Origin of the sequence: Paenibacillus sp. FSL H7-0714, assembly GCF_038003765.1 — a bacterium.
In the GTDB taxonomy this organism is placed as follows: Bacteria; Bacillota; Bacilli; order Paenibacillales; family Paenibacillaceae; genus Paenibacillus_AQ.
Genome location: NZ_JBBOPT010000001.1, coordinates 5,007,672 through 5,026,716, shown reverse-complemented (window position 1 = coordinate 5,026,716; position 19,045 = coordinate 5,007,672). Strand labels below are relative to the sequence as shown.

General features: G+C 42.8%; 19 protein-coding genes, 1 riboswitch and 1 other annotated feature. Of the genes, 10 read left to right on the top strand and 9 right to left on the bottom strand.

What is annotated here, in order from left to right:
• Positions 1-9: 9 nt before the first annotated feature.
• Both glpK and NST34_RS22510 read left to right on the top strand, forming a co-directional pair.
• Positions 10-1,503, top strand: a complete 1,494-nt coding sequence (glpK, locus tag NST34_RS22515; protein WP_341128802.1) for a glycerol kinase GlpK — start codon at positions 10-12, stop codon at positions 1,501-1,503.
• Positions 1,504-1,517: 14 nt separating this feature from the next.
• A complete protein-coding gene (locus NST34_RS22510) occupies positions 1,518-1,733 on the top strand; it encodes a DNA-binding protein (RefSeq protein WP_341128801.1) in 216 nt (71 codons plus the stop codon).
• 70 nt (positions 1,734-1,803) lie between these two features.
• Here the strand turns inward: NST34_RS22510 and NST34_RS22505 are convergent, their stop codons facing one another.
• The 6 genes from NST34_RS22505 to NST34_RS22480 form a co-directional block, all read right to left on the bottom strand.
• On the bottom strand, positions 1,804-2,796 hold the full coding sequence (locus NST34_RS22505; protein WP_042190247.1) for a 3-oxoacyl-[acyl-carrier-protein] synthase III C-terminal domain-containing protein: 993 nt from the start codon (positions 2,794-2,796) through the stop codon (positions 1,804-1,806).
• Between the two features lie 51 nt (positions 2,797-2,847).
• A complete protein-coding gene (locus NST34_RS22500; RefSeq protein ID WP_042190245.1) occupies positions 2,848-3,198 on the bottom strand; it encodes a hypothetical protein in 351 nt (116 codons plus the stop codon).
• Positions 3,199-3,236: 38 nt separating this feature from the next.
• Positions 3,237-3,605 (bottom strand): carboxymuconolactone decarboxylase family protein, encoded by a 369-nt coding sequence (locus NST34_RS22495; RefSeq protein WP_042129622.1) that lies wholly within the window; start codon positions 3,603-3,605, stop codon positions 3,237-3,239.
• 10 nt (positions 3,606-3,615) lie between these two features.
• Entirely contained in the window at positions 3,616-5,259 is a 1,644-nt protein-coding gene (locus NST34_RS22490; protein WP_052404378.1) for a thiamine pyrophosphate-binding protein, read from the bottom strand.
• 118 nt (positions 5,260-5,377) lie between these two features.
• Positions 5,378-5,473: riboswitch (cyclic di-GMP riboswitch) on the bottom strand.
• Between the two features lie 191 nt (positions 5,474-5,664).
• A complete protein-coding gene (locus tag NST34_RS22485) occupies positions 5,665-6,915 on the bottom strand; it encodes a methyl-accepting chemotaxis protein (protein ID WP_042190241.1) in 1,251 nt (416 codons plus the stop codon).
• A gap of 122 nt (positions 6,916-7,037) precedes the next feature.
• The gene (locus NST34_RS22480) at positions 7,038-7,994 is read right to left on the bottom strand and encodes a helix-turn-helix transcriptional regulator (RefSeq protein WP_341128800.1); all 957 of its coding nucleotides are present in this window, start codon (positions 7,992-7,994) and stop codon (positions 7,038-7,040) included.
• A gap of 173 nt (positions 7,995-8,167) precedes the next feature.
• Between NST34_RS22480 and NST34_RS22475 the strand changes: the two genes are divergently transcribed.
• Positions 8,168-9,001 carry an SDR family NAD(P)-dependent oxidoreductase gene (locus NST34_RS22475; protein ID WP_341129581.1) on the top strand — a complete coding sequence of 278 codons (834 nt, stop codon included), beginning with the start codon at positions 8,168-8,170 and terminating at the stop codon, positions 8,999-9,001.
• A gap of 72 nt (positions 9,002-9,073) precedes the next feature.
• On the opposite strand, the gene serA is transcribed toward NST34_RS22475, so the two are convergent.
• Both serA and NST34_RS22465 read right to left on the bottom strand, forming a co-directional pair.
• On the bottom strand, positions 9,074-10,666 hold the full coding sequence (gene serA, locus NST34_RS22470; RefSeq protein ID WP_076284555.1) for a phosphoglycerate dehydrogenase: 1,593 nt from the start codon (positions 10,664-10,666) through the stop codon (positions 9,074-9,076).
• 245 nt (positions 10,667-10,911) lie between these two features.
• Positions 10,912-11,142, bottom strand: a binding site (T-box leader).
• 110 nt (positions 11,143-11,252) lie between these two features.
• The gene (locus NST34_RS22465; RefSeq protein ID WP_341128799.1) at positions 11,253-12,164 is read right to left on the bottom strand and encodes a hypothetical protein; all 912 of its coding nucleotides are present in this window, start codon (positions 12,162-12,164) and stop codon (positions 11,253-11,255) included.
• A 115-nt stretch (positions 12,165-12,279) separates the two neighbouring features.
• Here NST34_RS22465 and NST34_RS22460 point away from each other — a divergent pair, with 115 nt between their 5' ends.
• Genes NST34_RS22460 through NST34_RS22450 form a run of 3 tightly spaced genes read left to right on the top strand, consistent with a single transcriptional unit; the run spans position 12,280 to position 14,077 of the window.
• Positions 12,280-12,873: a CPBP family intramembrane glutamic endopeptidase gene (locus NST34_RS22460; RefSeq protein WP_042190233.1), complete on the top strand. Its 594-nt coding sequence runs from the start codon at positions 12,280-12,282 to the stop codon at positions 12,871-12,873.
• Positions 12,870-13,238: a hypothetical protein gene (locus tag NST34_RS22455; protein ID WP_341128798.1), complete on the top strand. Its 369-nt coding sequence runs from the start codon at positions 12,870-12,872 to the stop codon at positions 13,236-13,238. The genes NST34_RS22460 and NST34_RS22455 overlap by 4 nt, the downstream gene beginning before the upstream one ends.
• Positions 13,232-14,077, top strand: coding sequence for a metallophosphoesterase (locus NST34_RS22450; protein ID WP_341128797.1), 846 nt, complete (start codon positions 13,232-13,234; stop codon positions 14,075-14,077). Before NST34_RS22455 ends, NST34_RS22450 begins: the two co-directional genes overlap by 7 nt.
• Before the next feature lie 97 nt (positions 14,078-14,174).
• Here the strand turns inward: NST34_RS22450 and NST34_RS22445 are convergent, their stop codons facing one another.
• A complete protein-coding gene (locus NST34_RS22445; RefSeq protein WP_188114675.1) occupies positions 14,175-15,065 on the bottom strand; it encodes a polysaccharide deacetylase family protein in 891 nt (296 codons plus the stop codon).
• A 103-nt stretch (positions 15,066-15,168) separates the two neighbouring features.
• Here NST34_RS22445 and NST34_RS22440 point away from each other — a divergent pair, with 103 nt between their 5' ends.
• From NST34_RS22440 to ypeB, 4 genes are all read left to right on the top strand, one after another.
• A complete protein-coding gene (locus tag NST34_RS22440; protein ID WP_341128796.1) occupies positions 15,169-15,540 on the top strand; it encodes a hypothetical protein in 372 nt (123 codons plus the stop codon).
• Between the two features lie 263 nt (positions 15,541-15,803).
• Positions 15,804-16,418 carry a genetic competence negative regulator gene (locus NST34_RS22435; RefSeq protein ID WP_042190227.1) on the top strand — a complete coding sequence of 205 codons (615 nt, stop codon included), beginning with the start codon at positions 15,804-15,806 and terminating at the stop codon, positions 16,416-16,418.
• A 148-nt stretch (positions 16,419-16,566) separates the two neighbouring features.
• On the top strand, positions 16,567-17,262 hold the full coding sequence (prsW, locus tag NST34_RS22430) for a glutamic-type intramembrane protease PrsW (RefSeq protein ID WP_042129603.1): 696 nt from the start codon (positions 16,567-16,569) through the stop codon (positions 17,260-17,262).
• A 360-nt stretch (positions 17,263-17,622) separates the two neighbouring features.
• A complete protein-coding gene (gene ypeB / locus NST34_RS22425) occupies positions 17,623-18,981 on the top strand; it encodes a germination protein YpeB (RefSeq protein WP_076284556.1) in 1,359 nt (452 codons plus the stop codon).
• Positions 18,982-19,045: the final 64 nt, after the last annotated feature.

Below are 19,045 nucleotides of genomic sequence, written 5' to 3'. Positions count from 1 at the left end.
GGCCATCAAATGATTTTATCTTTAGACCAAGGGACTACCAGTTCACGAGCCATAGTGTTCGATGAGGACGCTAGAATCGTCTCACAAGGGCAATATGAGGTTAAACAATCTTTCCCACACCCTGGCTGGGTGGAGCATGACCCAGAGCAAATCTGGGCGTCACAGCTTGCAGCAGCAAGAGATGCGATTACTCAGGGCGGGATAACGCCTCAGGAAATATATTCCATTGGAATTACAAATCAGAGGGAAACGGCCCTGATCTGGGATAGAGCAACAGGCAATCCGATTTATCCTGCGATTGTGTGGCAGGACAGACGTACTGCAGAGCTGTGTGAAGAGATCAAGAGTAAGGGGGTAGAGGGACTCATTGCTAGCAAGACGGGACTCGTTGTGGATGCTTATTTTTCTGCAACAAAATTCTCCTGGATTCTTGATCATGTAGACGGCGCACGAGAGCGGGCGAATAATGGCGAGCTACTAGCTGGGACAGTAGACAGCTGGCTAATCTGGAAGCTTACTGGCGGGGCTGTACATGCTACTGATGTAACTAATGCATCGCGTACGATGCTATATAATCTACATGAGCGCTGCTGGGACGAAGAGCTAATGGAGGAGCTTCGTGTACCACGCTCCATCCTGCCAGAAGTGAGGATGTCCGGTAGTGAATTTGGAGCAGCAGACGCGCAGTGGTTCGGGACAGAAATACCTATTCACTCTGTATTGGGGGATCAACAAGCTGCTTTGTTTGGACATACTTGTCTTGAACCTGGCAGTGCCAAAAACACATATGGAACTGGATGCTTTATTCTGATGAATACAGGTACAGAAGCTGTAGTCTCCAGTCATGGGTTGTTGACCACTGTAGCTTGGGGAATGGGGGATGAACTCTATTATGCACTCGAGGGCAGTGTGTTTGTAGCCGGAGCGGCTGTACAATGGCTTCAGGAGGGGTTAGGACTCATAACGGAACCGGCAGGCTCGGAAGACAAAGCACGGGAAGTAGAGGACAGTGAAGGGGTTGTCGTCGTACCTGCTTTTACTGGACTAGGTGCCCCTTATTGGGATATGTATGCACGTGGAGCAGTCTTCGGTCTAACTAGAGGAACCACCTCGGGGCATTTGGTAAGAGCAACGTTAGAGTCATTAGCATTTCAGTCTAGAGATGTAATTGGGGCGATGGAAAAAGATGCAGGCATGCCATTGACCGGACTTCGTGTAGATGGTGGAGCGGTTCGTAATGATTTGCTGATGCAGTTCCAGTCTGATATCCTCGGTAGTGAAGTTACTCGAACTACATATGCGGAGACGACTGCGCTGGGAGCAGCACTTCTGGCTGGATTAACCTCAGGAGTCTGGACAAGAGAGCAGCTAGAAAGCTTTAACAAAGCTGAGAGGGTCTTTTCACCTGTAATGGGTATAGATGAGCGTGAACGACGTTACAACGCCTGGAAAGACGCTGTAGCGCGTACCATGGGCTGGGAAAAACATGAAAGATATCAGTGATCAGGGAGATGCATATGTCTATGTTTAATGGAACAGAATCTGATCTACCGAGTGGACTATCTAAGCCTGCACTTACAGCACTTCATGGTGCTGGGTATACACAGATTCACCAAATCAGTATGCTCACTGAGTCAGAGCTTCTGCAGCTCCATGGGATGGGACCAAAAGGGATTGATGTACTACGGCGTGCGCTCACTGAAAAGGGGTTATCCTTTGCCAGCGAGTCCTAAAGAACAGATCAACCTAAAAAGCGGCAAGCTAAGGATAATCCTTGGCCTGCCGCTTTTTAGGTTGTGACGCTTAATATTCAATAACAAATGCTACGTTTTGCCATCCAGCGCCCACTGTCCAGAACAGAACTTTATCTCCGCGTTCGATCTTTCCTGTAGTAATAGCTTTGTGTAGAGCGATAAACGGGCTACTGGTTGAGGTGTATCCGAATTCATCACCTATGTAAACCGCAACCTCACGATCAATACCCACTTTTTCACAAACACCAACGATATTAGGCAGTGAAAGCTGTGAGAAACAGGCCGCTTTAATAGATTCAGGCGCTATGTTGTTATCAGATAGAAGCGTGCGAATCGATTCAGAAGCAGCATCTACGCAAATGGAATCATCAAATGGAATGAATTTCACATTGAATTCTCCAGCCGCGACGCCTTTTCTACCCAGATTAGCCAAGCCTTCAGCCGGGAACATGGAGTTGCCGTAAACGCATGTGTCTGTTTGATAGACAGAATCAATGAAGCCTACCGCATTATCATCGCGCACAAGAAGGACTGCCGCAGCTGCATCACCGAAGTTAGCATAATAGACTGGATCATTCTTATCTGCATGAGGTGCTACATAATCGGATCCGATGACCAAAGCACGTTTAATTCTAGGATTGGCTTGCATTTGACGGCTCACCTGTTCTACGGAAGCAGTCATACCTGCACAGTTAGCGTTGCTATCTATACAAATTGTATGGGATGCGCCGTTAATTAAACGGTGAATCATTAAAGAGTTAGTAGGAAAGATATATTCAGGAGTTTGACTTGCATAGGCAATAAGATCGATATCAGCGCCAGTGAGACCATTTTTATCCAACACATTACTGGCAGCCTCAAAAGCCATCGTAAGAGAATTTTCTTCCTCATTCTTAATGCTATAGCGCGTATCACGACCTAAAGTGGTCAGTAGACCTCGGATATCAATACCCTTTTCGTCAAAATGCTTAATAAAAAAGTCGTTACCAACTTTATTACTAGGATGATAGATATCAATGTCTTGAATACGAATTCCGGTCATATGAATGAATCCTCCTGAAAAACTCTATAGTTTTTTTAGTTATAAGAAGAATTAAGCTGTAACGGTGGAAATGATCTCGATGTTATCTAGTCCTGCTTTACGACCCAGACGAGCAAGCTGCATTTTAAGAATTGGGTTATTCTCAAGGGTTAGATTTACTTTTACAAATCCATCATTCTTAAACATTACGAAGCAACCTTCCAAAAGAGGCACAACATCAGGTGCAGTTACGTTTAGCTTTCTGCAGTCGATTTGTAATTCATAGTCAGCTGGAGTGATAGGATTAATAGTTTGTTGATAAGCTTGGATAGATTTCAGACCATCTTCTTCAGAAAATGTTCCTTCCAGCTCAATATTGATTACTTTTTTAGTAGTGTCTGTCTTTAAAATAAACTGTCCCACGTTAACATCTCCCGATATTTTAATTTTACTGAAAATAGTTACTTTATTTCTTCAATCGTTTCGAGAAGAATATTAAAAGCGGTGATGATTCTAGGTGCCCCTATAGCGGGTACTAAGTGTAATAGAATACCTTTGAGTTGTTCTACAGTAACTCCCACACGAAGAGCCATGACATAATGAACACCCAATTGATCAAACTGACCCATCGAAATCAGGGCAGAGATAACTGCGATTTCCTTCCAGTCAGCTTCGATTGTGTTGCGTTGAAAAATATCGCCGTAGGCATTCCCCATAATAAATTCAGCCAAATCGGGGAAATGTTCTTTAATCGGAGCCAGTGCTTTAGCTCCGTAGTCTCCAGAGAGATTCGTGAAGTGGTTCAGACCACTGTTTACATTGTCTTTCATAAGTGACCTCCTAATTTAGGTTCAAAGTACGGTGAGCAGTCGGAGGGACCTCATCACGGTCTGTTAGCAGTTCAATGACGGCAACACGGTTGATGGCAACAGCATCCTTGATGGCTGTTTCGAACTCCTCCGCTGTCTCACATTTGTAACCCTTAGCGCCTAGTGATTCTGCGAATTTCACAGCATCCATAGGGACTTCGTAGATAGTTCCGTCAATACGTCCTGTAGTTTTTTCCATACCTTTTAGAGCCATATCTAGCTGTTTATTATTCACAACAATGAATATGACAGGAATATCCTTGCAGACAGCAGCGTTAATCTCTGCGCCTAGCATCATAAAGCAGCCATCTCCTGTAATGCAGAAGATCGTTTCTTCTGGAGCAGCAACCTTTGCACCAATCGCCATTCCGATGGAATTACCCATACAAGCAAAGTAAGCATCGAAAACAAAACTGCCCGGTTTCTTAACCTTGTACCATTTCGCAGCATGGAAACCGTGACTTCCATCATCAACAAAGACTGTGCTGTTATAAGGAATCAAATCACTCATCGTACTCAAGACCGATGCAAGTGAAAGGTTTGGTAAAATCGGAGGCTCTTCGGTATAATCGGAATTTGTCGGTGCTTCGCGTTTTGTGATGTTGTTCGTGTCAATATTATTGAGATAGTAAACTAGATTGTCCCGTAGATCTCCAGTCACTGGAATCGTTTTAGAGAACAATATTTTTCCGACAAAAGTCGGATCGCTATCAAACTGAATTAATGTTGCAGGATGATTTTCCCTTTTAAGATTACAAATAGTCATATCACTTAAACGTGACCCGAGAACGATAAATAGATCACTTTGATTCAGCAAGTCATCCCCATGGGTACAACCGCCTACTCCAATTGGACCGTGATAGAGTGGATGATCCCAAGCTATAGCCCCTTTACCACCTGGAGATGTAACTACAGGAATATTAAATGTTTCCGCTAATTGAATTAGCTCACTATGTGCTCCTGAGCGGTTAACGCCTTTACCCGCGATAATTATTGGATTCTTAGAGTTATTTATAGCATCAAGTACACGGTCGATATTAGCATGGCTAACCAGTGATTCGCGTTCAGGGATTACAATATTACATTCCTCTAGCAATTCCGTTTGTACATCAAAGGGAATACAAAGGTGAACTGGACCACGATTACCGCTCAAAGCAATGGATATGGCATGATTAAAGATTGTGTTAAAGTGATCTCCACGTTCAATAAGCTTGCTATATAAGGTGGCAGGTCTAAACATATCAGCTAAATCAGCTAGAAAAGAAGTAGAGTCCTGACATTGGGGAATTCCAAGCTCTTTAATAGATTGATGGCCAGTAATAAATAGGACAGGTAGGTTGTTAGCCTTAGCATGTGCTGCTGCAGTTAATAGGTTTGTTCCACCAGGACCTGAAGTACCAAAAGCTACACCTAGTTTTCCAGTTTTAAGCGCATACCCGGCTGCTTCGAAGCCGGAACTGGACTCATGTCTCCCAGGAATAAATTCAATACCGTAATCTACCATTTTAAGAACAATAGGACAAATGGATTTCCCAATAATACCAAAGGAATGGGTAACACCTAGGTTCCGTAGTGCTTCCGACATGTAATCTGCGACTGTCTTCAAAAAATACACCTCACAAGTTGATTGTTATTTTAAAATCAAACATTAGAAAACCTGTGCTCTGAATTAGGGCACAGGTTGGTGGCATAAATCGCCATAGAGACTGAACAATTGTTCAGTCGTCTTGGTTTTCTGCAACCTGGCAGTCATGGCCTCTGATTAAAAATGAGGCTGTAGATCCATGGTTTTGCGTCATCCTCTTTCGAAGATTTTGCCAATATTAATTTTAAAATTTATAAGAAGAATTTTCCTTTACAATATATTCCTAGAGTACCTTTGTCAATATATTTTCGCAAATTAACTCGAATTTTGACGAAAGTCTTGTCCAACCTATGAAATAATAGATATAAAAAAACTCCCCCTAAGTCAAAACTTAGGAGGAGTTTTTGGACTTGTTTATATATTTTTGCAAGTGACTTAAAACTTGAAAATATGGATAGTCTTCTGTAGATTAAACACAGCCTGTGTCATTTTCTCAGTTTCTTCAGCAACAGACTGCAGGGCATTAATTTGTTCATTCATAGCGGCGGATACTTCCTCGGTGCCGGCAGCGGTTTGCTGTGTGATTGCAGAGATATTCTCTATTGCACTTGAGATTTTCAAGGCACTTTCCAACATCAGATCACTTTCAGCAGAGAAGGAAGAGATTTGCTCGGTAATATACTGCACACTTTGCACAATTTGAGCAAAGATATGAGCAGATTGAGTGATCATCTCATTCTGTACCTGTACGACTTCTTCGTTGATAGCGATATTGTCGATCGCTTGTTTGATATCAGTTTCGATGCTCCGAACTAAGCCAAAGACTTCCTTCGTTGAAGCCGTTGATTCTTCGGCAAGTTTACGAACCTCCTGTGCGACTACAGCAAATCCTCGACCATGCTCTCCGGCGCGTGCTGCTTCGATGGAGGCATTCAGCGATAAGAGGTTGGTCTGCTCAGCGATCTCTGTGATGGTTTTTGTAATCATCGTAATTCCGCGAGCATTATGAGACAGGGCTTCGATAGTATCAGCTACTTTTTGAGTAGCCTGGATGTTTTTGCGCATGCCTTCAGCTTGAGTATCAACGGACTGCCGTCCTTGTTCAACTAGTTCTAATGTATGTATTGAACGTCTGTTCATTTCTTTCGTTGAGTTCGTATAATTGGATACTTTATTCTCAATATCTTTAATGGATTCTGTCATTTCAGCGATATCCGTAGATATTTCATTTGCACCAAGAGCTAGCTCGTTAGACGAAGAGGCTACCTGTGCCATGACAATTTTCAAATTCTGATTCTTATCTTCGATTCCACGGCTTGCATCCATAACTTGACGAGTGATTTGTGATGCTTCTGTCAAAATCTTCTTGAGCTTGTCAATCATAGTATTAAAGGAACGACTTACGTCCCCCATAGACCCGTTCTCATCGGCTCTACTAGTAAAATCCCCTTTTGAAATACTATGAGATACATTCGCGATGTCATCAAAAGAAGATGTAAGCGTTCTCTCGATAAAGCGGGCCACTGGGAAGGTTAGAGCAGCAAGAACAACGATTAGAACAATACCCAAAATAATGTTGCCTAAGATCATAAAAGTAACTAAAACAGGGATGGCAAATAGTGCGGCAACGAGGTAACATCCGGCAACAATTCTTTGTTTTAACGGAAGTTTATGCATCCAGTTCATTGGTATAATGTCCTCCTTATTAATATTATGTATTGGTGTTATTATATGGGATTTAAAGGTGATTGGTCTATAGTAAGAACTGACATAAATCTTCTTTTCGGAGTAGTTCTTTAGATTTCGTGTCAAAAATCCTCATAAATAGCGGAAATTCTTGCGATAGCAGACTTTACCATCTCTAAAAGTTCTTGCGGTGAAAGTACAATAACCGAGGGACTAAAAGAAAGGATTATCCGGCAGGCCGACTCGATCGTATTAAATTCGGCATCTACGTTCACCCACTCTGCATTGCTTGTTGGCTCTATCAATTGGACAGTGACGAATCTTTCTCGCTGTAATTCTTTTAAGACAGATGTTCTAACCCTTAGCTTTACTTGATACTTTGGCAGTGCTGCTTTAAAGGCCGTGGTGGACTCTTCCCAGTACTGTTTTAAATCAAAGTCATCAGGTCTTTTAAACCACTCATGTGTCTCCTCAACGTTAACTAATCTGGACACACGAAAGGTTCGTAGTTCATCTTTGCTTTTGGCTACGACATACCATACTCCGCGTTTTGCAACTAACCCAAGAGGTTCAATGAAACGGACCGTTGTCTCGTTGCTCCGGAGATAAGTGATTTTTACTTTACGGTCCTCCCAAAGTGCTCTCTGCAGTACAGAAAGGAACGGATAAGTCTCATCCGAAGGATGCCAACTGGCGCCATCAATATGAATACGCTCGCTTAGGTAATTTGCTGGGTTACTAAGTCGATGTGAGGATGCAGCCTCTAGTTTGAGAAGAGCGGAAGAGTAGTCGTCTTGTATCCCCAGATCCTTCATTATAGATGCGTCAGCGGACAGAAGCAGTGAACCAATCTCTTGTGGCTTCATTCCCGTTAGGGAGGTTCGGTACCCTTCAGTTAGCATCCAGCCTCCTTCACGACCACGTTCAGCTAAAATGGGTATTCCTGCAGCACTTAATGCTTCCATATCACGAAACACAGTTCGTTCTGATACCTCGAGTGTTTGGGCCAATTCTCTAGAAGTCATTTTTCCACGATTTTGCAACAGAAGTAATATTGATAACAAACGGTCGGCTCTCATTAGGCTATTGTACCTCCTCGAATTATTGATTAGACGATCACCATTAATCATTTCTAAATTATGATTATATTATATATGTCAGTTGATGTCATATATACGGGCTATACTTATAAAACGTAAGGAATGTTCACAGAATATTGAAATCCGAATTCAGGTGGAAAGGGTTGAGGGCTATGACATTGAAAGGGAAAGTCGCATTGGTCACCGGGAGCAGCAGAGGTGCTGGGAGGGGGATCGCTTTAGAATTAGCAAGAAGAGGCGCTTTTGTCTATATTACAGGGAGAACCACAGATGTATCCGTCACAGAACATATTAAGGGGAGCATAGATAGCGTACTTAGAGAAATAAAAGAGAGTGGAGGTTCTGGTGCGGTAATACGATGTGACCATACGAAGGATCAAGAAACAGAAGCAGTGATCCGTCAGATCGCTGAAGAGCAGGGGCGGCTCGATATCTTAGTTAACAACGTATGGGGAGGCAATGATTTAGCTATCGAGCAGAAGCCTTTTTGGGAGCTACCTACAGCGCATTGGGACAATATGTTTAATGCCGGTGTGAGAGCACAGATGATCACAAATTATTACGCAATTCCCTTCATGCGCATGGCAAAAACTGGTGGTCTAATTATCCATACAACCTTCTGGGATCATTATAAATATTTAGGCAACTTTTATTATGATCTTTCTAAAAATGCACTTTTACGTATGGCTTTCGGATTGTCGAAGGAGTTAAAGGATGACGGCATTGCGGTTATGCCACTTTCACCTGGATGGATGAGAACAGAAGCGGTTCTAGAAGCCATGAATACAGATGAGGAACATTGGCAAGAAGTTGAGGAACTGAAAATGAGTGAATCGACGACATATATTGGTCGAGCAGTGACTGCACTAGCCGCTGATCTAGAGGTTATGTCTATGTCCGGTGAGCCACAGCAGGTTGGAAAGCTTGCTGAAAAATATGGTTTTACAGATATTGATGGAAGGATAATCCCTTCGTTCATAATATAGGAAGAAAAAGATTCGTAAAATATAAGAAAGGCCACTCCAATACATTCTGGAATGGCCTTTCTATATTATAGATTAAAGAAGGATGATTTCTTCAGCAGTGTTAATTTCTGGTAAACCAGCGAGTTTCACAAGGACTTGCTTAGGAACGGCTTTGTCAACGGTCAGCAGCATGATTGCAGCGCCCCCAACAATTTTACGTCCCACTTGCATGGAAGCGATGTTTACATCGTTCTCACCAAGCAATGTACCCACGAGTCCGATAATCCCTACTTTGTCGTTATGGGATACAAAGATTTGATGACCTTCAGGAGCAATATCAACTGGGAACTTATTCACTTGAACAATCCGTTCTCCGTAACCTTGCAGCAGGGTGCCGGCAACAAGATACTCTTGGTCACGATCAGCTTTTAGAGTAACAGTAATCAGGTTGGTAAAGCCTTTAGTTTTAGAAGCTTTAGTTATTACTACGTTCACGTCGCGTGTTTTCGCTAAATGCATGGAGTTTACGATATTAACGTCCTCTGCAAAGTGGCGGGAGAGCACACCTTTTACAATGTAGCGGGTTAGTGGTTGGGTATCTACATCCGAAAGATCACCAGCGTATTCAACATGGATCTCACGGATAGCAGCAGCTGCAATTTGGGTAACAAAGCTGCCCAGTTTTTCCCCAAGCGTGAAGTAAGGTTGAAGCTTATTCATTACACTTGGAGCCACTGGAGGAATGTTGACCGCGTTAATGAACGGTTCATTACGCAGAATATGCAACACTTGCTCCGAAACATCGATCGCCACATTTTCTTGAGCTTCAATCGTAGAAGCGCCAAGGTGAGGAGTCACGATGATTTTTGGATGAGACAGGAAAGGATGATCTGCTTGCGGCGGCTCTTTCTCGAATACGTCGAACGCAGCGCCAGCAACAATACCGCTATCTATAGCTTCTACCAATGCCATTTCATCAATTACACCACCACGTGCACAGTTGATGATGCGCATTCCCTTTTTCATCACTTCGAATTGCGGGCGAGAAATCATATGGCGTGTTTCCGGAGTAAGTGGAGTGTGCACAGTAATGAAGTCTGCTCCGCGAACAACATCGTCTACGGAAGCCAATTTAACTTCCATCTTTTCAGCACGTTCAGCTGTTAGGAAAGGATCGAAAGCAAGAATTTCCATACCGAAAGCTTTAGCACGTTTAGCCACTTCGCTACCGATTCTGCCCATTCCGAGTACACCTAAAGTTTTGCCGCGAAGCTCTACACCTACGAATGTTTTTCTATCCCAGGTTCCACCGATTGTTTTTGCATAAGCTTGTGGAATATGACGGGCCAGAGCCATCATCATTGCGAAAGCATGCTCACAAGTCGTAATTGTATTTCCATCAGGAGCATTGATCACAACAATACCACGCTTTGTTGCAGCATCCAGTTTGATATTATCTACACCAACACCTGCACGACCAATTACTTTTAGATTTTTTCCTGCTTCGATGATTTTGTCTGTTACAGTAGTTTGACTGCGGACAAGGAGACCATCGTATTCACCGATAATTGCAATGAGTTCGTCTTCGCTGAGTCCTGTTTTTTTGTCAACAACTACATCTTCTGCGTCCATCAATTGCTGAATGCCCAAATCACTGATTGGATCCGATACTAATACTTTAAACATGGTTTCTTATCCCCCTTAAAGTTGAAAAGCTTTATATGTCGAGGACGCCTTTTTGGGCAATCCACAATACCTGAAGATTCACGAACTAGTAGAGAAAAAACATGTGATAATAGTAGATCAACGCGGTGTCGCATAAAAGAAGCTACGTGCAGAAGTGCCGCGGAATCGGTAACTTTGGGCAAAAGGATAGTATAGATTAGGTATTTAGAAATTAAAAAACTCCCGACCCCCATACTACTGCCGTAGTAAGGGACGAGAGTTATCTTCGTGGTACCACCCTAATTCACTGCAACTTGGAAGAAGCAGCCTCATTGGCCTGCAAAGGCCACACTGGTAACGGAGTTGATCCGATTGCACCTACTTTAAGGTTCGATACAATATCTCAGGAGCGCTAAAGACATCTGTTTGTCACCGGTTTACACCAACCACCGGCTCTCTGAAGACTTCCAGAATCTTTGTTCCATCATCGTTTTTGATTGATTAATTTTTTCATAATGTAACACGGTAATGTAGATGTGTCAATAGGCTTTGAAAGTAGGCTTTCTTGAAGTGAACTTCATTTTTCGTTATGATTCAATGACTGGTTCTATTCATAAAAAAACGGGAGCTGTGGAATCGTCTCCTTGCTATAGTACTGCTCTCGCCACTTCATAAAATCCTCTACCTGTATAGCACCTGTGGAAATAAGCAGGGTTACTGAGGACTGAACATCCGTAAGATTCAATGAACTGGCTGTACCAGAATGTATCAAATCGTCTATTTTTGCAGTAATGTCCTGAGGATCGTAGGCTGCAAAAATTCCGCGATTTAACATCATATCAGCGATGGATGCGTTCTTTTGAAGAAAAGGCATTTTTTTCCACTGGATAAAGGACATGGTCTTTAGCTCACCAGCAACAGAAGGGATTTTCTGGTTTGTCTTAGAGCCCCACTTTAGCATAGAATCATAAAAGTTCTTTTGTGCGAGCAGTCCGAATTTAACCGCACCGGCAGTATAAGGATCATTTTTCAGCAATTTTGCCGTCTCTGCACCAGATGCACTTGCACTTATTTCACCAGAAGCTTTTGAGAATAAAGTTAAGCTTTTGAGTATGTTTAGCTGTGATTGATGTAATAAGGGAGAGTCGGAAAAGATAGAGTCCTGGTTAACTCTTTCATATTGTTTATCTGCTAGAAGGCTAAGATTCTTCATAGCTGCTGCATTTACACGGGCATCTGTACTGCGTGCTAACTTGTCCACTTGTGTGTTCCAATTCTGCTTGAATTCCCGATAAGGCAAAAATACGTTATGATAGAAAGTAACAAGATCCTTCTGTTGGTAAGAGCCCGTGAATTCTTCTAATCCATATCCATTACTGCTCTTTTGTTGCTCATATTTAGCTTCCGTTTTGTCTGCGCCAACCTTGACGCCTGTGAAAAATGCGGCGAAGGCGCAAATAAGGAAAAACAAAAAAAATAGAGTGTACAACATTTGTGTACGGGAGTTACGTTGGCTCATAATAAGTGCTCCTTTTTCTGGGGGGATTATCCTATGTATTATGTATTGATAGCAAGATTATGGACGGTTTCTCTTTCGGAGCTGCCCCAAAAAATTAAAGAACAGGCAGGTCACGATGAAAAAATTCAAATTTGGCGAGATTAAGATAAAAAAAGTAGAGCCAGGTCAGTTAACAGACCGTCTTCTGCTCCTCAATCTCTACATTACTCAGGGGCTTACATTAATTATCGGTTTGATATGGATATTATTTCAGAAAAGAAATCCTTTTCAGCTATTAATTTTTCCAGAAAACGTACATTTTGTGGCATGGGGTCTTGGACTTGCTGCTGTAATGCTGGTAGTTGATTATTTATTGACTCATATTGTACCTGAAGAAAGCATGGATGACGGGGGAATAAACGACCTTTTATTTCGAAATCGGCCCGTATGGCACATTGTTGTAATTGCAGCTATGGTATCGATCTGTGAAGAGCTTCTGTTCAGAGGAGCCATTCAGTATTCCATTGGTCCTTATTGGACGAGTATTTTGTTTGCTCTTATTCATGTTCGCTATTTGCGCCACTTTGTACCTACCGGATGGGTGTTCTTAAGCAGCTATGGTCTTGGATATATATACATTCAATCAGGAAGCCTATGGGCACCTATACTATGTCATTTCTTCATCGACCTTTTCTCTGGTCTGGTGATCCGCTACAGGAGGGAATCATGAGTGAGGAATTGAGCCGGTTGAAGTCTCGTCAGAAAAAGCGCAGTGGCGAAGGCAAAACTTCTGGCAAAAGTAAAAAAACGAATCCGCGATCGGAGGGGGCTCCTAGAAAGAGCAATCATTCCCGGACAACAACGGCAACTTTATCAAGGAAAGCGCGCCGTCCTGCGGCTTCTGCGAAGGGATCTAACGCTGGAAACAAAGAGCAGGAAGAATCTGTTCCATCACGTTCGAGTACGTATTCATCAGAACGGGTTCGGCTTAGTAAAATGTTTGTTAACTCTCTGATTTTCATTTTTGTAATATTGCTGGTAGCGCTCCTCTGGTGGGGAATTGAAGGGGCGCCGCCTTTGAGTACTTTATGGTGATTTTTTGGATTTGGGGATTGGTTGTGGTTGTGCTTTTGATCGCGCTAATCATTGCAGTGATTATGGTGAGTAACGCCTTTAGAAACAGAATTATTACCGAGGAAATAATTTTGAAGTCGCTCCCAGATGAGTTTGATGGATTTCGTCTCTTATTTATAACTGATATCCATCGCCGCCGCCTTCCAACAGCACTGCTGACTCCGTTAAAGGGAAAGGTGGGTGCTGTTTTATTAGGCGGTGATCTAACGGAAAAAAACAGTCCTCTGGATCGACTGACTGATAATATGACTTTAGTGACTTCTATTGCTCCTACCTATGTAGTACATGGAAATCATGATTATCGAGCTGATATTTCACTAGTTGATCAGATTATCCGGGGCAGTGGTGCAAAGCTGTTAATGGATGAGAATGTGTGTATTGAACGTGAGGGAGCTTCTCTTTGGTTAACGGGAGTGGATTTTCCGAAAAAGGGTGGTAACACTTCTTACCGTCCATTACCTGGATTAACGTCACGTGCTTCTTCAATAAATAACACTTGTCGTATCATTCTTGTTCACGATCCGCTCTGGTTGTCCAAACGTCAAAGTGTGCCAGCGGATCTGATATTAGCAGGCCACACGCATGGAGGGCAGGTCATTCTTCCTTTTTTGGGTCAAAGGCATGTGGAAAATTTCTATCATAAATATGATGCAGGAATGTTTCAATGGCCCAGAAGAGATGGGACAGGAAGGGATGCGAAGCTGCTGATTAGCAGAGGGTTTGGAACCTCTCACTTGCCGATCCGCTGGGGAAGTCCTGCTGAGATGCACGTGCTAACGCTCCGTAAAGAGAAACATTAGAAAACTGTCTTTGTACTGATTGAACGGGTGGACAAAAAAACAGGTAATCTCCTTTCCATCAAGGGGATTACCTGTTTTTATTTATCCTAACTAGGAATTAGCGCATCTTAAGCTCAATACTGCGAGGATCTACAAAGCTATAGCCCTTGCCTTCAAGAGTAGTAAGCAGTTTATCCAACGCTTCAACTGTCCAAGGTAGCTCATGCATCAGAATATTACTGCCGGAATGCAATTGATCCGTCACATTTTTGATTAACTTATCTGTTTTTCCGGTTTCTTTCTCTTTCATTTCCCAGTCCAGTGATCCATTGGACCAGGTCATATACAACATCCCATTCTCAGCGGAAATCTTCTTACCTACATCTCCGCCAGCACCATGTGGGGGACGGAAAAACTGAGGGGCTTCACCAATAATCTCCTTGACCGCATTTTGAACGTCTTCGATTTGCTTTTTGACCTCAGTGTAAGACTTGTCCTTCAACACAATATGATCCCAGCTATGGTTGCCGATAATCCCTCCGCGGTTATGAATTAACTCTAGAAGCTCGGGATGCGCTTTAACGCGGTATCCATTCACGAAGAAGATCGCTTTGGCCTGATGTTTGTCCAGAACATCCATTAACGGATTAATCATTTCCGCATCTTTGGGACCGTCATCAAAAGTGAGTAACACGACTTTTTTATTTGTAGTTTCCTCATTTGGGACGATGTCGTAATTTTTGTTCATATGGTACAGCAGTGGAATTTCAGCGGAGGCTTCATCCTTACTGGCTGTATTATTACTACCTGTAGTTCCTCCATCTGCTGACGCTTCAGGGGTAGGACTGGCTGTAACTTCAGGGGAAGGCGCTGTAGTTTCTGCGCTCTGTGTAGCTGCCGCCGTAGGCGTATTGTTTGTGGTGTTTGTATCCTCGGCTGTCTTTCCATTCGCACCGCTGTTGCCACAGGCTGTCAGCAGTAAGGTAGCCAGTAGGAGCACTGATGTCATTTTACCCACTTTTTTCAACTCGCTTTCTTCTTATTAGGTTGCATGAGCGGCAATCTTTCCGCGAACACTAAACATGATTTTACCATACAAGGAGGCTGGAAATATGAATACTTCGTCATTTTTATGTGGGGTGCTGATGGGCGTCGCAGCCAGTATGATTATGTCCAAAAAGCGGAATTCTCTAATGTCTTCGCTGGGGCAATCGGGCGGTTCCATGAGTGGAGCAGCAGATAAAGCAAAAGAAAAAATAATTGGTATGGCTACGACAGGGTTTGGAAACACTGCTGCTTCAAGCAGCAATGCTCAAAGTAATGGTTCGAACAGCGGAACCTCTGAGCATAAAACGGAATCACCGGCAAAATCAAAAGAATCCAATCTCAAATTACTGAAGGATTTCATTCGCAACAATCCTGAAGTGAAGAGCGAAGTGGAGCAAATTCTTAAAGAAACGCATACTGCCATACCGGGATTGTAACCGTAAAGGACTCCTTCAGAATCATTTTGAGGATGAAATATTCCGCAGAATGATTCTTTTTTATATTCAAGGGCTTGAAAATGGTTTATGAATTAGAATAAGCTCTTCAGTAGTGGCAATGCTTTAAGAGGATTTTATATATTTATTTTCGTGCATTTATCTCTGCAAAATGATAACATACATACATAGTAACCATTTTTGGCTCATTACTCGGGACTCATCATACATTATAATAAATGAGCTTGCAAAAGGAGGATCCTGTCATGAGAATAGAGCGATTAAGTCAAGATAAGATACGGATTTTCCTCACTTTTGACGACCTGAGCGAGCGGGGCATCCAGAAGGAAGACATGTGGCAGGAAGTTCCCAAGGTTCATGACCTGTTTACGGAGATGATGGACCAAGCATATAGTGAACTAGGTTTTGATGCTACCGGTCCGCTTGCCGTAGAAGTTTTCGCATTGCCCGCCCAAGGCATGGTCGTTATAGTGACCCGAGGAAAATATGATCACCATCAGTACGGTGCGTCCGGGGAAGAAGAATTGCCAGAAGAGATTTACGAAATGGAAGTTACTCTTGAACAAAGCGACTCCATTGTATATGCATTCCGCGATTTCGAGGTTCTTGTTGAAGCGGCCCATGTGCTCATTGGTAATATTACTTCCCAGGGGAAACTGTATTCTTATAACAATAAATGGTATCTGTACTTCGATCCTAAGGAATTTGAAGAAACAGCGTTGTCAGGTCTTGTTGGCGTACTAGCTGAGTTTGGAGATTCCTCACCGGTTACTGAAGCTGTCCTCGATGAATACGGGAAGACAGTAATGCCGGAGAATGCAGTCCAGTTATTGTGCACTCATTTTAAGCGTCAGGATTAAATAGCATGATAGGGCTGATAAGCATCATTTTAGCTGATTAGCCCTATTCTTGTTCTTGATGGTATGGCGGTCATTCTTGAATTAAAGCTGTTATCTGCCTTGCTGTAATCAGCAGAATAAGGCGCTAGGGATATAGGGAGGTTATTCGGTGCTCGTGTTATCGGTTATTTCGTCGGCAGTAGCGCCGGGACTTGCTCTGCTGACCTTTTTTTATTTGAAAGATAAGTATGATCAAGAACCGCTTCATATCGTTATTAAGGTGTTCCTGCTAGGCCTTCTGATTGTATTCCCTGTTATGATCATTCAGAGAGGACTAATGCTGGGACTGAATGGCGGTCCTTATGTGGAATCGTTTCTCATATCCGCTGGCGTGGAAGAATGTCTAAAATGGTTTGTGCTTTACCATATGATTTACAATCACACCGAATTTGACGAGCCATATGATGGGATACTATACGCCGTAGCGATTTCGCTCGGCTTCGCAACAATAGAAAATATAATGTACGCTTGGTATAGCAATGCATCAATCGGTTCCATGTTCCTGAGAGCTCTGCTTCCGGTTTCTGGACACGCTATGTTTGGTGTAATCATGGGCTATCATTTAGGGAGAGCCAAGTTCTCAAAGGGAGCTAAAACAAAAGGGATTCTGTTAATCTCTATCTTGCTGCCATGGTTGTGGCATGGGATTTATGACTTTATTTTGAGTACGACAGCTAACTACTGGATATGGTTTATTGTTCCTCTGATGGCTATTCTATGGTACGGAGGGATGGGGAAAGTGGATAGGGCGAATAGCCGGTCCCCTTTCCGCTTTCTGAAACGAGAAGAAGAGGTTAACCTATAATCGAGATGGACACACTTATATTCAAAGGATTGTTCCTTAGCGGGAGATTCCAGAGAGGAGAGAGGTGTCTTTTTTTGCGTATAAAAGTCCGTATACTTTGCAAACAATGCGGTGAGACCTACATATTAAGAGGGATAAAAGAGCAGGGTGTGATTCAAACCGGCTTTAAGCAATGCCTTTGCAGTAATAGCAGTGGTTTTGAAATCGAAGAGAGAGCATAAGCGCTATGCTATGCAAATTTGGAGTGAAATCCCTCTATTCAAACACTTTAGTCATATTGTGTTACAGAAGGGTGCATAAGACTCCTAGTTTATTGTCAAACTAACGCCAATAAGCTATCGAAAGGAGTCTTGTAGCCCTATGTACAAAAGATTAAGTGCTGTAATGTTCCCGCTGACTGCGCTGCTGTTAATTGGAGCGCTCGTGTGGGGTTATCAGGAGAATCAGGAGAAGAATGCGATCCTAATTAAGGCGGAGAACCAATATCAGCGTGCCTTTCATGATTTGTCTTACCACGTGGAGCGTCTTCATGGAGAGCTGGGAAACACACTAGCTGTTAACTCCGCTTCTAACGGGATGCACCGCAAAGGACTTGTTAATGTGTGGCGGATGACCAGTGAGGCGCAAAATGAAATTAATCAGTTGCCACTCACATTACTGCCATTTAGCAAAACGGAGGAGTTTCTGTCTAAAATCTCAAACTTTTCTTATAAAGCTGGGATTCGTGATTTCGCTAAGAAGCCTTTGACAGATGGTGAATTGAGCAATTTAAAAGCATTGTATAAGAGCTCTGGAGAAATCTCAAAAGATTTGCAAGATGTTCAGAATAAAGTGATTGGTAGCCGTTTGCGCTGGATGGATGTTGAAACCGCATTGGCTACAGAGAATAAGGCAGAAGATAATTCGATTATTGACGGCTTTAAGTCGGTGGACAAACGTGTCGAAGGTTACCCTGACCTGGATTGGGGTCCTTCAGTTGCAAGCATTTACGATAAACGCTCTGTAAAAATGCTCGGAGGTACCCCAGTTTCAGTTGAAGATATCAAACGTAAAGCCATTAAGTTTGCTAATGCAGGCTCGAACGCTAAGGTAGACGTTAAAGAAAACGGCAAAAATACGAAGTGGCCTTCTTATACGGCTACAGTCAGTGGTTCGAATAATAAGCAGATTATCAGTATGGATTTCACCAAAAATGGTGGTTTATTGATCTCTTATTACGATAACCGTGAGATAGGACCTGCTAAGGTGACCCTAGAAGAAGCAGTTACCAAGGCGGAGCAGTTTCTTAAGAAAAAAGGATATCCTCATATGACTGCGGTTAATGCTGACCGTTATGATAATATCGGGAATTTAACCTTTGTAACGAGCCAAAATGATGTCTTGATTTATCCTGAGAAAATGACGATCCGTATTGGACTTGATACTGGGACAGCGGTTGGATTTGAGGCTAGCGAATATGTCAATGAGCATAAGGACAATCGTAAAATTCCAAAGCCAAAGCTGACTCTGGCGGAAGCGAAGAAATTTCTGAATTCGGATTTCAATGAGAATTACCATCGCATGGCGTGGATTAAAAATGATGACTCCGTAGAAGTCTTGACTTACGAATTTGGCGGAGAGGTAAATGGTACTCAGTATCGTATTTATCTTAATGCGGACGACGGCATTGAAGAGTCCGTGGAAGAAATCAGACCTTCTTCAGGGGTGGAACAAAAGTGAAAAAACAGGGCGCATCCATCATTTGGATGCGCCCTTCTTTATTTTTGAAATTCAAATAATATTT